Annotated in this window: 14 protein-coding genes; 6 read left to right on the forward strand and 8 right to left on the reverse strand. The window is 61.0% G+C overall.

What is annotated here, in order from left to right:
- The coding region (locus tag AC4D16_RS14600; RefSeq protein WP_490955501.1) for a MerR family transcriptional regulator at positions 1-559 on the forward strand (559 nt) is incomplete at its 5' end.
- Positions 560-1,322: 763 nt separating this feature from the next.
- On the opposite strand, the gene AC4D16_RS14605 is transcribed toward AC4D16_RS14600, so the two are convergent.
- On the reverse strand, positions 1,323-2,063 hold the full coding sequence (locus AC4D16_RS14605; RefSeq protein WP_490955502.1) for an SDR family oxidoreductase: 741 nt from the start codon (positions 2,061-2,063) through the stop codon (positions 1,323-1,325).
- Positions 2,064-2,095: 32 nt separating this feature from the next.
- On the opposite strand from AC4D16_RS14605, the gene AC4D16_RS14610 reads away from it, so the two are divergent.
- Entirely contained in the window at positions 2,096-2,476 is a 381-nt protein-coding gene (locus AC4D16_RS14610; RefSeq protein WP_490955503.1) for a MerR family transcriptional regulator, read from the forward strand.
- Positions 2,477-3,087: 611 nt separating this feature from the next.
- On the opposite strand, the gene AC4D16_RS14615 is transcribed toward AC4D16_RS14610, so the two are convergent.
- Entirely contained in the window at positions 3,088-3,891 is an 804-nt protein-coding gene (locus AC4D16_RS14615) for a hypothetical protein (protein WP_490955504.1), read from the reverse strand.
- A complete protein-coding gene (locus tag AC4D16_RS14620; protein ID WP_490955505.1) occupies positions 3,878-4,624 on the reverse strand; it encodes an ABC transporter ATP-binding protein in 747 nt (248 codons plus the stop codon). Before AC4D16_RS14620 ends, AC4D16_RS14615 begins: the two co-directional genes overlap by 14 nt.
- 349 nt (positions 4,625-4,973) lie before the next feature.
- Here AC4D16_RS14620 and AC4D16_RS14625 point away from each other — a divergent pair, with 349 nt between their 5' ends.
- Together AC4D16_RS14625 and AC4D16_RS14630 are read left to right on the forward strand one after the other, a co-directional pair.
- The gene (locus AC4D16_RS14625) at positions 4,974-6,284 is read left to right on the forward strand and encodes a sensor histidine kinase (RefSeq protein ID WP_490955506.1); all 1,311 of its coding nucleotides are present in this window, start codon (positions 4,974-4,976) and stop codon (positions 6,282-6,284) included.
- A 41-nt stretch (positions 6,285-6,325) separates the two neighbouring features.
- Positions 6,326-6,931 carry a response regulator gene (locus AC4D16_RS14630; protein ID WP_490955611.1) on the forward strand — a complete coding sequence of 202 codons (606 nt, stop codon included), beginning with the start codon at positions 6,326-6,328 and terminating at the stop codon, positions 6,929-6,931.
- Between the two features lie 326 nt (positions 6,932-7,257).
- On the opposite strand, the gene AC4D16_RS14635 is transcribed toward AC4D16_RS14630, so the two are convergent.
- The 5 genes from AC4D16_RS14635 to AC4D16_RS14655 all read right to left on the reverse strand — a co-directional run bounded on the left by AC4D16_RS14635 (position 7,258) and on the right by AC4D16_RS14655 (position 12,311).
- Entirely contained in the window at positions 7,258-8,895 is a 1,638-nt protein-coding gene (locus AC4D16_RS14635) for an alpha/beta fold hydrolase (RefSeq protein WP_490955507.1), read from the reverse strand.
- Between the two features lie 62 nt (positions 8,896-8,957).
- On the reverse strand, positions 8,958-9,698 hold the full coding sequence (locus AC4D16_RS14640; RefSeq protein ID WP_490955508.1) for an SDR family oxidoreductase: 741 nt from the start codon (positions 9,696-9,698) through the stop codon (positions 8,958-8,960).
- A gap of 269 nt (positions 9,699-9,967) precedes the next feature.
- Entirely contained in the window at positions 9,968-10,753 is a 786-nt protein-coding gene (locus tag AC4D16_RS14645) for an MBL fold metallo-hydrolase (protein WP_490955509.1), read from the reverse strand.
- Between the two features lie 427 nt (positions 10,754-11,180).
- Entirely contained in the window at positions 11,181-11,588 is a 408-nt protein-coding gene (locus AC4D16_RS14650) for a RidA family protein (RefSeq protein ID WP_490951006.1), read from the reverse strand.
- Positions 11,589-11,684: 96 nt separating this feature from the next.
- A complete protein-coding gene (locus tag AC4D16_RS14655) occupies positions 11,685-12,311 on the reverse strand; it encodes a TetR/AcrR family transcriptional regulator (protein WP_490955510.1) in 627 nt (208 codons plus the stop codon).
- A 188-nt stretch (positions 12,312-12,499) separates the two neighbouring features.
- Between AC4D16_RS14655 and AC4D16_RS14660 the strand changes: the two genes are divergently transcribed.
- Both AC4D16_RS14660 and AC4D16_RS14665 read left to right on the forward strand, forming a co-directional pair.
- Positions 12,500-13,177 (forward strand): GOLPH3/VPS74 family protein, encoded by a 678-nt coding sequence (locus AC4D16_RS14660; protein ID WP_490955511.1) that lies wholly within the window; start codon positions 12,500-12,502, stop codon positions 13,175-13,177.
- Between the two features lie 151 nt (positions 13,178-13,328).
- Positions 13,329-13,688: a putative quinol monooxygenase gene (locus tag AC4D16_RS14665; RefSeq protein ID WP_490955512.1), complete on the forward strand. Its 360-nt coding sequence runs from the start codon at positions 13,329-13,331 to the stop codon at positions 13,686-13,688.
- Positions 13,689-13,706: the final 18 nt, after the last annotated feature.

Genomic DNA, 13,706 nt, shown 5'->3' on the forward strand with positions numbered 1-13,706 from the left:
TGTGCCGCTCGACCGGATCAACGAGGTCACGGACGACGACGATTCCTCGACGGAGACGCTCAAGCTCATCGATGCCGAGCTCGCGGCGAGCATCGAGAGACTGCAACGGGCCAGGGTCGAGATCCGCGCGATCCTGGCGGGCTCCTCCGTCGCGGGAGTTCCCGCGGGGTTCGAGGACGTGGCCTCGCACCTCTCCGAGCCGGACCGCTCGCTGATGCTCATCTACGAGCAGCTGTACGACGACGCCGCCATGAAGGATCTACGTGAACTCCTGACGGCCGATCCCGATGCGGCGAGCAAGGAGTTCGACGCCCTGTCCCCGGATGCCGAGGAGTCGGTGAGAGGCGACCTCGCGGTTCGTCTCGCCATCACGCTGGCCCGCACCATCGCCGACTACCCGTGGCTCCTCGACCCCGGGGAGCACCTGTCGAAGAGCCTTGCCGTGACGGAGCGGACGTTCCTCGAATCGGTCACCGCCCTGTACAACCCGGCGCAGCTGGACGTCCTCGCCCGTGCCGGCGAGATCGCGAAGAAGCTCCGGACACCCGACGAACCCTGAGGGTCGAGCGGCCAGGTTTGATCGCCCGACGAACAGGCGTCCTGCTGCAGCGCCCCCACCGTCGGCGGGGGTGCTGACATGGGCCAGTGGTGCGCGAATCGACCCGGTCCGACGGCGAGCCCGTACTGCTGGCCGATCACGACCGATCACGATGGAACGAGACCCCCATCGCTCGCGCACACGCAGAGCTGTAACGCGCCGCCCGGTTACGTCGGCTCGGCCGGCAGCCGCACGCCGCGATCGACGCGTGTCACACCGATGCCGAAACGGCACCCGAAACCGACTGGCCACAGGTCCTCGTTCTTCACGACGTCCTTCTCGGCTACGACCCATCGCCTATGTGCGGCTCAACCGCGCTGTCGCGCCGGGTCGGGTTGGAGCCCCCAACCGCCGCGCTCACCGAGATCGACACCCTCAGGAACGACCTCGAGGGTGCTCACATCTGGCACGCCGTGCGCGCGCACCTCCTGCAGGGGACCATCGTCGCCGCTTTGGGTACGGGCTGCTCGACACCGGGGCGCGTGAGGAGCCTAGGGATGCTGTTGATTTCCAGTCACCGCCCTTGACCGCGCCATCCGCATGCAGCTGCTGGTCCGATGGGAAGGGCTATCTGACGATCCCGCCGATCTGCTTGCGTCAATACAAGCCGAGGCGATTTTCGAGTATCGGCGATTTACAAGCTGTTCGGCCGCACGCGATCTACTTCGCACCACGACCTGCTACCAGGTCGTGGTGCGAGGCAAGCTGCGCTTCTGTCGTGGTCTCAGCGAGCGATGTCGAGCTCAAGCTGCTCATATAGGTCGGCTGGATCCTTGTCGAGGAACGACTTCACCCAACGCGTCCAATCGTCGGTCAGCACCTCAATGTCGCCGCGTTCAACGCCTTCCAGGAGGACGCGGGCGATGTCTGCCGGGTCCTCCTTCGGGCCGTCGTACCCAGCCGAGAATTCCGTGTCGAACGCTCCGGCGTGGACTCCGATCACTCTCGTCCCTTGACCCGCCAGCTCCAGCCTGAAGCCGTTGGTCAGTGCCCAGGCTGCCGCTTTGCTTGCGTGATAGCCGTTGGTGCCGGGGTAGGCGAACCATGACTGAGCTGAAAGGACGTTGACGATGGTTCCGCTCTTGGAAGCAGCCAGTGTTGGGGCGAATGCCCGCACCATGCGTAGGATGCTCCCGTAGTTCGTGTCCATCTCCGCTTCTAGGTCGGAGATGGGGCTGCTGAGGAGTGAGCCAGGGCGACTGATGCCGGCATTGTTGATCAGTAGAGTCACATCGGATGCTACGTGTGCCGCGGCCTCGATCTGTTGGGGGTCGGTCACGTCAAGGACGATGGGAACAACGCCCGGAAGGTCGAAGCCCAGGGGTGAGCGGACACCGGCGTATACCTTCGCGGCCCCGCGCTCGAGCAGTTGTGTGACGAGGTGCCGGCCAAGGCCACGATTCGCGCCGGTCACGAGAGCCACAGAGCCGGAGATGGATGAGGATGGATCAATATTTGAGTTCATTCCAGTACTGTAAAACCTGACGCTAACGTCAGATGCAAGTTCAGGATTGTCGCGAGGAGAACGCTGTGAGGATAGGTGAATTAGCTACGCGTGCCGGCGTGAGCGTTCGCGCTCTGCGGTACTACGAGGAGCAGAAGTTATTAGAGAGTGAGCGTACCGCCGGCGGTCAGCGTCATTACCCTGACAGTGCCGTGGAACGGGTCCGCTTTTTCCAGGCGATGTTTGCCGCTGGCCTCTCGAGCCGGCGGATCGCTGACATGTTGCCGTGTTTTGACAACGGCACGACGAATGCGCAGCAGCGGGAGATGCTTGCCGAAGAGCACGTGCGGATCAACGAGCGCATCGCCGAGCTGATGGACGCCCGAGGGCGACTTGAACAGCTCATCGTCGCGGCAAGCCAACGCGCCGCCTGATCCTCAAGCCCGTTCAGCTCCAGGTAGTAGTTAGTCGTTCAGTGGACCTAGCGACGCCGCAGGTCCGCACCAGCAGCGTGGGAGAGGCGAAAGCGATTCCTCCCGCGTTCTAGCCCGGGAACACAGTAATTGCGGATAGCTCGTTGATCGGTAGGTCGACTGAAACTGTCCGCTTCAACCCGTTCGATGGTGCGACGATCGTCCTGCAGCCTTCGCAGCGTCAGTTTTCCTGGCGGTGCCCCCAGCACGCGTCCACTTGAGGGCAGGTGTATTGCGGGCGAGATCGGATGTACAGGCGATGAACTCGGACGACGCACCTTCCCATGTCAGTTCTGCGATCCGGGGTGTGAGGTTGTTCTTGCTGAGGTGCGTCTGCGGCACCGGTGAGCCTGAACGAGCAGTACTGCGCATGCGAGGGCCGTCACTCCAGTGGGGATCGAGACAGCTGGAATGGAAGTGATCGTCGTGGTCAGGATGTTTGCGATCAGTGCTGCGATGAGCGCTGCCCAGAGGACGGCAGCGCGCCCGAAGCCGCGTTTTCGATCAGAAGGATTGTGAGTCATGTGAACTACGTCCAGGTCAGTGGGTTGGGTAGGGGTTAGGTCCGGGAGTCAGAGGCTGCGACGTTCCAGGGTGAAGGCGGCGCTGCCCAGCAGAAGTGCGGTCAGGACGGCAAGCCCTCCAAGAGTGGTTGAGGCGGTAACTGCATCGGGCGCGCTGATCAGGGCATGGGACAAGGTAGTCGGCATGAGTTGTGCCCAGATCGGAAGAGTGCCCGTGGCGATCTGGACGATCGCGAGCAGGATCGGTTCCAGGACGAGGACACCAAGCATGACGAGGACCGCGGTGAGCTGGTTTCGAAGCAGCAGCCCGACAGCGAGTCCGATCAGGCTCAGAAACGTGATGGCCAGGACGCCGCGGCCGAGTGTGCCCAGCATGTCGGGCAACGTCGCGGTCAGGGTCGCTCCGTCGAGGACCAGGGCAAGGAGCAGCGTGATGGCGGATACGAGGGCGAGGACGAGTCCCGTTGAGACGCCAATGATCGCGGTGGCTCCACTTTTGGCCAGGACGATTCGTGCGCGGCGAGGTTCGGCCAGTGCCGTGCCGACCATTCCTCCGAAGCGGAAATCACTGATTCCAGCGAGGACACCGAGGAGTACGACGGCGAGGAGGACGATCCCGATGGAACCACCAGCTCCGAGGGGGCTGAGGGCGGCCAGCTGTTCGGAGGCCGTCGTCATATCGATCACCGGCAGGTCACTGGTGACTTCTGGGCCCGCGGCTCCGCTCTCGACAAGGTAGGGCAGGAGAACGGTAGAGGTGAGCTGCGTGGTGAGCAGGCCCAGTACCGCAATGAGGATCGCGAGTTTTGTCGCGCGTACGGTGGTGAGTTTGAGGATTTCAGCGCGCAGCATGGGTGGTCCGTTCCGTGGAGCTGATCATAGAGAGGTAGAAGTGCTCGAGGTTTCCCTCGGACGCGGTGAGGGCTTCGGTGAGGGTTGTCGCTGAGCGCACCTGCCCATCGGCGATGATCACGATGTCATCGGCGATCTGCTCGACGTCGGCGAGGATGTGGGAGGACAGTAGGACGCTGCCGCCGTTGTCGGCGAAGGAGCGAAGGTATTGCTTGAGCCAGTAGATGCCTGCGGGGTCCAGGCCGTTCGCCGGCTCGTCGAGCACGAGGATCTTCGGGTCGCCGAGGATCGCTGTGGCGATGGCGACGCGCTGGCGCATGCCGAGGGAGTAGTCACGGATCCGGCGATCGGCATCGGCGCTCATACCGACGATCTCAAGGACCTCTTCCACGCGGGTTCCTGCGTGATAGCCCTGTGCGGCAGCGATCCGTAGATGTTGGCGTGCGGTGCGGCCGGGATGAAGGCCCCCTGCATCCAGCACTGCTCCGACAAGCCGGGTGGGATCGGACAGGTGACGGAAAGGACTACCGAACACCAGCGCCGTCCCCGAGTCGGGCGCGATTAAGCCCAGCAGCATACGAATCGTCGTGGTCTTCCCAGCACCGTTGGGCCCGAGCAGGCCTGTGACACGGCCGGCGTAGACACCGAAGCTTACGTCCGCGACTCGCCGGGTGCCACGAAAGGACTTCGAGAGGTGCTCTATGAGCAGTGGTTCATTTTCATGCTGGTTCATACCTCTAACCTGCCAGCCGTACTGCTTCAGTGCCCCAGCCGCAGGACCAGTCCTTCACTAGCCAAAAGGACAGTCCGCTCATTGCAGCATGGCCGACCCCTCTTCTCCTGGCCTCGGAGAAAGACTCTTATGGCAGGGACATTGTTTTCGGTCCGCGTCCCGGCCTGAAGGACGAGATCGATGAGTTCCCTCGACTCGAAGGTGATAACTCACCGATGAAACCCTGTGGTTGGTCGTGATGTGCCGTTGAAGTGAGCATGGAGGACGGCGATGGCACTGGCGAGTTCATCCTTCCTTTGTCATGAGTTGAGCGCCTGTGCGTCCGTGATTGACTTATACCGTGCTGACTATGCGAACCTGGCAAAAGGCTTTAGACGGCGTCCCCAGCACAATGACGGGGTCCGGCCAGCCACGCTCACTTCGACGCGTAGTTGTCGTCCCCGGCGTCGTTCTCGCAATCGTTGCCGTCTCCCTCATCATCGAGAGCATCGATACGCTGGAACCGCCTCAGCCGCTGCATCTGACTGCGCTTCAGGCGGTTCTTGCAACTGGGCAGGCTGCGGCACTTCTGTTTCGCTACCGCGCCCCAGAGCCGGTGTTTGCTGTTATCGTGATGCTGCAGACGGTTCTCCTTGTTACCGGCGGGGCGGATCTAGGGTTAGGGAGCCTGGCAGTAACAATCTCGACCTTCTACCTCGTTCGATGGGGAGATCGGCCCCGGAGTTGGTACGTCCTAGCGGCGCTTGCGCTGACGAGCAGCGTCGTCGTCCTCGGGTTGGCACTGGACGGAAGCGATACCCCCCCTCTGATTCCCGTCGCCTTGGTCGCCGGGCGCTTGGCCGCCGAGTACACGGCACCGGCTGTGGTCGCCGAACTCGTTCGCAACCGCTCTCACCTTGCCACTGCTGCGCAGGAGCGGGACGAGATGATCCGTCGTGAACAGGAACGGGATGAGGGTCAGCGCCGGCGTGCCGAGCAGACGGCCCTTGCCAGGGAGTTGCACGATATCTCGGGACATCACCTATCCGGCATCATCGTGACGGCACAGGCGGCAGGAAAACTGGCCGAGAAGGATCCGCTGCGCACACGCGCCATGCTTCGTGAACTCGAACACGAGGCCCAGACGATGATGATTGATTTACGCAGGACTGTCGGTCTGTTGCGCCCGGACCCGGAAATAGAAGGTGCCAACGGTGAGATTCGGACGTCCATTGGCATCCCGGGACTGAGCGATCTTCCGGAGCTGATCGACGCAGCCGTGCGCCGCGGCCAGAACGTCACACTCAGGACCACGGGGCACACGAATCAACTCGGGCCGATTGCCCAGGCGACCGTGTACCGGGTAGCACAGGAATCGCTGGCCAACGCCGCGCGCCACGCTCCAGGCGCTACATGCTCAGTGACGATCGAGTATCGACCCGAGGCCACTGTTTTCACCGTGGAGAACACCTCGAGCATCCACTACCGGGAGATCACTTACGCTCAGCCGAAACCGATCCATGAGGGTGCGCACCACGGTTACGGGCTTATCGGCATGCATGAGCGGGCAAAACTCATCGGTGCCCAGTTGACCACCGGGCGCATGCCGACCGGCGGCTGGAGCAACCGATTACGAATCCCCAACCTCGCCCAAGGAGCACCACCATCATCCGCGTTCTGATCGTCGACGATCAAGTTATCGTTCGTGCCGGACTGTCAATCCTGCTCGACTCAGCCGCAGACATCACCGTCGTCGGGGAAGCCGGAAACGGGCAGGAAGCTATCCGTTTAGCTACCGAGCTCCACCCCGACGTCATATGTATGGATATCCGCATGCCCGTCATGGATGGCGTGACCGCGACACGCAACATCTCCGCCGATGCCAGCCTGACCAGCGAGATTCTGATCCTGACCACTTTCGACATCGACGACGACATCTTCTCCGCTCTCGAAGCAGGGGCAGCGGGTTTCCTCCTCAAGGGCGCCGACGAAGACACACTGCTCACCGCCATCCGCTCGGTCGCCCAGGGCGACGGTACCCTCGACCAACGGCTCACACGTCGGATCCTGCGCGAATTCGTGCAGCGTCGACCACCGACTCCATCTGGGTTGAACGCCCCTCTTCCGACGCCGCTGACCGACCGTGAGATCGAGGTCCTGCAACTCCTTGCGCAGGGCCTTTCCAATACTGAGATTGCCGCCCAACTATTCATCGAACAGTCAACCGTCAAGTATCACCTGGCACACCTACTTCAAAAAACCAACTCTCGCGATCGTCTACAGGCTGTCCTTTGGGGCATCCGAACAGGGATCGTGAGCGTTCAGTAAGAGCCACACCGTTGATGTCGTAATCGAAAGCTCGGCATCCCGATCCGCCTTCGAAGATGGCGTGTGCCGTGCAGCACCTGCGGGCAGTCATACCTGCGCCTGAGGCAGTGCGGACCGCTTCCCTTAAACGGTGTGATCCACCGTGAGGGGAAAGTCGGTAGGGGAACGCCGGTAGAAGCGGCGCCTGGTTCGAGAGAGGAACCGGTTGCTGAACTCAATGTCCCTAGGGTTGAACTAGCTCACGGTATACCGAACACACCGGAGGGCGTAGCGCTTTGCCCTCCGGTGTGCCCTGGGGTGGGGCAGCAGATCTGGGAGTGCCTAGATCAGCGTGAACAGTCGGGCATCTCGACAGGCAACTCAAGATCGATCAGATAATTGGATGCCACCTCATTGACGCAGTCATTCGTACCCTTGCTCACGATGGTGTGCTCGGCTCCCTCGAGCGTAAGAAGCGCGCTATCGAGGGCTTCTGCCAGTGCAATGGCTCCGGTGTGCGGCGTCGTGGGATCGCCGGTGAAAGATATGACGAGAGTATCGGTCAAGCCGTCAATGTTCTGGGCGTAGGGGAAGCCGAGCGTAGGCTCCGACGGCCACTGTTCACAAGCGTCCCGCGCGCCCTTCGTAGGGTCGCCGCCACGGTCCATGAATGGGGCACTCTCGTAGGTCAGTTCGTTCAGCCGCACGATGTCGTCAGGTGAAAGGCGTTGCTCGTCCATACAGTTGATGGCGAAGGATGCCTCGAACTGGTTCTGATTGACCGCTGTACTGGGATTTGCGGTGCTTGCGGTCGCGTACTTCAGCAGAGCGTCGCCGCGGCCCTGCTTCACTTCGGCGATTCCAGCGATGAGGGTCGGCCACGTTTCGGTCGAGTACAGACCGAGGATGACTGCGCCGATGGCGGTATCGAAGTCCAACTCCCCATCGAGGGCTGGAACTGGTTCGTCGTTCAGGGGCTGCATGATTTTCTGGAACGCTGCAGTCGCGTCGGCCGGATCAGTACCCAGCGGGCACTGTGCGTCCTGGGTGCAGTCTGCAGCCATCGCGTCGAATGCCGCCTGGAATCCGGCGTACGTCGTCGAGAATCGTTCGACAGTAGGTAGCGTCGGATCAAAGGCTCCATCGAGGATCATTGCCCTGACCCGCTGGGGGAACTCCTCCGCGTAGACAGCGCCCAGGCGGCTGCCATAGCTTTGGCCGAGGAACGTCAGTTTCTCATCCCCCAACGCTGCGCGCAGGATATCCATGTCCTTGGCAGTCGTCCTCGTACCCATTTGTACAAGGGCGTCAGTGCCACCGGAGCCCTCTGCGCAGCGATCTAGCACTGCCTGGGTGTCCTCCTCTGTGAGGGACGGTCTTTGAGCGAGGGTGGGGAACAATTCGTCACCGCGAGTAGTGCCGTCCTCTGAGTAGCAATCAGCAGCGGGAGTGGTGGCTCCCACGCCACGCGGGTCGAAAGAAACGATGTCGAACTGCTGCGCGAGGCGAGTCGCTGACGGTGGCCCGCCAGGTGCAAGACCACCGAGCTGTGCTCCGAGTGCTAGGGTACCCAGCACTCCTGATCCACCGGGTCCTCCGGGGTTGAAGACGAGCGAGCCTGTTGCCTCGCCGGTTGCACGCATTCGGCTGACTGCGACGGAAGCGGTTGGACCGCTGGGCTCGTCGTACCGCAACGGAACCTTAAGGAATGCACAGTCTGCGGGGCTCGCGGCAAGTATTTCTGCTTCTCGAGGGCTTGTGGCGAAGTTTTCATCGCACTCACCCCACGCAAGTTCCTGTTCGTAGAACTCATCCAGCTCCGTGTTGATCTCGGCTTCCGTGGGCTTTGCCTGCGGGGTTCCCGACGTACACGCAGTAACCGTCATCATGGCAGTGATCACAACGGTCAGCAGTGTCCACCGCCGTCGGTCGCGCTGTACATGTGGGTTCTGGATCGGATCTCTCGAGGTCATCTCGTCATTCATGTTCACAGTTCACGGCCTGTTCTCACCACAGAGTCAAATGACCTCTTGGGACCGGCTACCTCTTATGCCAGTCCGCCTCCTACCAGAATGTTCTGGTTCGTCACCCACCGGCCGCCAGGGCTGGCAAGGAAGGCAATCAGCTCGGCAATCTCTTCGGGTTGTCCCAAGCGGCCGAAGCTCGAAAGCGACTCCGCCAGCTCAAGCATCTCGGGCTGGAATGCGTCCGTGTTTGTCGCGCCAGGAGAAACGGCGTTGACCGTGATGTGACGGGGGCCGAGCTCTTTAGAAAGCACACGCACGAATTGCTCCACGGCTCCCTTCACGCCCAGATACATGCCCATCTGGGGCAATAGCATCCGAGTGTTCACACTTGAGACCGCGATGATGCGCCCGTGTTCGCGCACCCGGCGAGCTGCTTCCCGGAGGGTCAGGAAGGCCCCTCTCAACTCTCCGACCAACTGCTCGTCGAAGTCCTGCGTTGTGAGCTCTGCGAACGGTCCGACATACTGCCGCGCGGCGTTGGCAACAACGATGTCCACGCCTCCGAAACGATCGATGGTCTCGTCGAAGAGCCCGATGAGATGATGTTCGTCTCCGACGTCACCTGCCTTGGCGAAAGCTCGGCCTCCTCCTTGCTTTATGAGGCCTACGACGTCTTCGGCCGCGTCATGACGCTCTCGGTAGGACATGACGATGTCAGCACCTCGGGAAGCCAGAGCAAGAGCGGTAGAGCGTCCGATTCCCCTCGAACCTCCTGTCACGATCGCGGTCTGACCAACGAGGTCCATCGATTCTTGCTTCAAGCGGTACTCCTAGAGGTTCAAACGGTCTGGCAAGTGTCATTTGTGACTCCGGTGCCGAGCGCGTAGTTATGAAGCGCGCTTGTGCGCGCATGCTTGCGGCACCTTGATGGCCGCTTAAGATATTCGAGCGGCGTGGTCTCGCACCCGGCCAATGATGATGATTGGACCCGCCGAGCCGGAGGCGACCCTTTGTGAGTCGCGGTTGGATGTGACCGGCGCACGTCCTACAGCTCAGCGAGATCGCGCTGAGCAGGTATTACCACGCATCGTTAGATGCGGTAATCCTCGCCAACTTCGAGGACTACCGGTTCCACTCCCACTTCCCGTGCCTTAACTTCGAAGCGATTGATCGCATCGGGGGCTTGGGCATAGAGCGGTGGATGGTCAAGTCCGTAGTGGATGGGGACTGCAATGGGAGCCCCGAGTAGGTACGCCGCTATTGCCGCCTCTTCGGGCAGCATCACAGCCGGTTGAGGGCTCGATGGGTGAATGTTGGGTACATCGACCAAGGTCGGACCGTTGATCGGAAGGAACGCCACGTCAATCGGGCCGAGCCTCCGGACTATCGACCACCAAAAGCCGTGGAACATAGTGTCACCGCCATGGAACACACGGGTGTTCCCGCCCTCGATGACCCAGGAGACTTGCGGGTCGCCCAGCCCGTCAATTGCAGGGCAGGCAGTTACCCGGAAGGGGCCCACGGTGCGGCTCTCCCACAGCGGTACGGACTCGGCCCTGACACCGTTGAGGCTCAAGGCGTTCTCCACCGTCGATTCATGGTGCCGGTCGCCGAAAAGCCCTGTGTCGGGTTCGGGGCGGTACAGAGGGGCTCCCGGAGCGAGTGCTCGTCCGAGCGCTTCAGCGTCGGTGTGGTCTGTGTGCATGTGCGACACCAAAGCCGCATTCGTACGTCCGGGACGAGATGGGGGAGTGAGAGGGAAATTGAATTCAAGATGCTCGGACAACGGCGTGTGATCCTCGAGGAGATCGACGACCAACACATGGTCTTCGAGCTCAATCTCGATACCAGCCCACCCCAACCTGCGTAACCTCATGCTCTTCCTTTCTGATTCCACGCACATCTAGCTCCGCCCATAAATTGTTCCGTGGGAGTAGCTGACGAAAGCCAATATTGGTGCATCAACTCCTCATAATCGGTTCATGTCCAAGCATGAGCCGAATCAGGACGAGGTGCACCTTGCGGACGGTTGCAACGGTGTAGGAATAACGCCAGGGCAAGAGGCGTCACTATCGCCTCTTGCCACCTGGGCGCCACCTATGGATCGCTCCGCACGTCACTTCGAACGTGACCTGATCATCTGATGTGTAGATGTGCGATTATGAGCTGTGGAGCAGTATTCGCTTTTGAAAGGCTTCCGCGAAGACCCCTCAGGTTACTGCTGCACTATCCGTCGCGATCTTGATTTTCGACCAGCGGTCCACGTCCACTGGAGGAATATCTGTCGCAACGCTTGTCGGATATCAGTCCAGGATTGCTGTTGCCTCGATCTCGACGAGCAATTCAGGCACCCATAGTGCCTCGACGCCGATCACGGTGATGGGCGGCAAGGGGGAGCTGTAGCCATCACTCTGCTGGGCACGCGCCGCCCCTTCGAGCACTTGAGCGCCCATTTCCGGCTTCCACCCCACGACGTAGATGGTCATCCTCGCGATGTCGCTTACATCGCCACCTGCTCCCTTGACCCCGAGGACGACGTTCTGCATCGCGGAGTGCACCTGGCCGGCAACGTCTGTCGCGGTCACTGCGCCTTCAGGAGTGACGGCGCACTGACCTGCAAGGAGGAGGAAACGCGTGCCGGTCGCTGATGCGACTGGGGCGTAATCGTCCTGCGCGAGCAATCCCTCGGGGCGACTGAGGCTGACTGTCATTGGATTTCCTTTGCTTGCCGATGTGGGTGGTCGATTTTTGGCGGGGTTCCCGCTCGACCCACTCTAGCAGTGCTAAAGTCTAACTGTCTAGCACCGCTAGATGCTCAGCTCATGCTGTTCTATCCGTCGAAGTGAGTTGAGGACGAACCGTACGTGTGCCAGACGCAGCTGCTCCTTCTCTTCCTCAGGCCAGGCAGACATTGGTGTGTCGATGAGTAGAGCTGCGAGGCCATGGCAAGCTGCCCAGACGTGCAGTGCGTCCCGGCGAGGACCCGAAGTCATGTCGAGCTGCTCGGTGTGTGTGGCGACGGCTTGCTCGAGAATTTCGAATGCTGCGAGTCCAGCTACGCCGCGCGCGGCCTGCGCCGGCCGTATCAGCTCCTCGGTAGAGGAGTTCAGCACTATGACCTGGAACAAGCCTTGGTGGTCTCGCGCGAAGTGCATATACGCGAGGCAGGCGGCAGCTAGACCTGAGCCTCTGGAGGACAGGGTGTTGGTAACCGCGTCGCTGAGAGCGTCGGCGAGTTTGGCGGTGGCGCGCCGGCTGACGGCGAGGAGTAGATCAGCCCTGTCCTTGTAGTGCCAGTACGCGGTTGCTGCGGAAACGCCTGCTGCTCGTTGAACGGCACGAAGTGATAAGGCGGAGGGTCCGGAGGCGGCAGTGATGTCGTAGGCGATCGTCAGGAGGCGCTCGGCAAGATCGGAGGTTGGAGTTTCAGGCATAGTCCATTGTGCGATGACGGACGGTGTCTATGGCAGAGCACAAAAGCCTCCGTTCCACGGAGCTATAGGTGAACGAGTTGTCGTGCTGGACTTGAAGAGGGTTGCGGTCGACGGACATTGGGTGTCGAGCAAGACGCTGATAAGGGGAGATTTGACGTGTATGACAGCAACATTCGCGGGACGGCGCAATGACTGCATGTGAGCCGACACTGGTCGAAGATGTGCTTCTCTTGCTTTTTCAACCGTCATCGGGTGCCATCGCCGGTGAAAGCACGTTGTATTACGTTCTTGGCGGTGCTGTCATCGCTGATCTGGCGTTAGCTGGGAAGGTGGAAGCCAGGCTTTCTGGTCACTTCTCGAGTACCCTGCACCCGATTGGTGAGGATTCGCCTGCCGATGAGCATCTTCGATCAGCATGGCAGCAGATGGCAGCTAAACCGAGAAGTGCGCAATCCCTGATCGCATCAATCGGTCCAGCGCTTCGAGCGCCGATACTGGAACGGTTAGTTGATCGTGGTGATCTGCGTCGTCATTCCACCAAAGTTCTCGGCATCTTCAACTCGACCAAGCTGCGTGTTGGGAGTGAGCGCCGCGAGGGGCTCTTGACTGCCATCCGAAACACCCTCACCGAGGGTAGAGAGCCGGACGCTCGAACCGCCGCGTGTATCGCTCTTCTATCCGCGAGTGGCACGCTTCCGCAGTTCAACCAGGAGATTCCTTGGAACACGGATGTCTATGTTCGAGGAAAGCAGGCCGAGCAGGGTGATTTGGGGGCTCAAGCTGCTGGAGCCGCGGTAATCCGAACGTTGACAGCAGTCACGGTTAATCCTGTGATTGCCTCGACTTTCCTGCGATCTGAGAACTGAACTGCTCAGCTCCGGGCTTGAGCCTAGCTGATCGTAGATCTGCTCAAAGGAGATTTTCTCCTACGACCCGACGGCGTGCTGGGCGGGCAACACATACTCCTCCAAACCCTACCAACCCCATAACCAGCACATCTTATGAAAGGGACCCGCCATGGACACGACAGACATCAAGAGCCGCTCGATAAAGACCTCGTTCATCTTCAACTCCTACTACCGAGTACATCCCGAGGACCGCCAGAAGTTCATCGATGCGGTGGCAGAGCACATCCCCCCTACCGCGCAGATGCAGGGATGCGTGTATTACGTATTCGCTGCCGACATCCTTGACCCCAACACCTTCCACCTCTCCGAAGGGTGGGAGAGCGAAGAGGTCATTGCGCGCCACCATCAGTCGGACCTGTTCCAGGAAGCCCTGAAGAAGGCGACGACGACGGTGCGGATCCTCGACAATCAGGGGCAGCGCTACGAGGTCGCCGCGCAAAGTGACGGTCGTCCGCCGCGCCTGAACTGACGTCGGAGCTCACACCTG

The sequence above is a fragment of the Arthrobacter sp. TJ-236 genome (assembly GCF_058269235.1).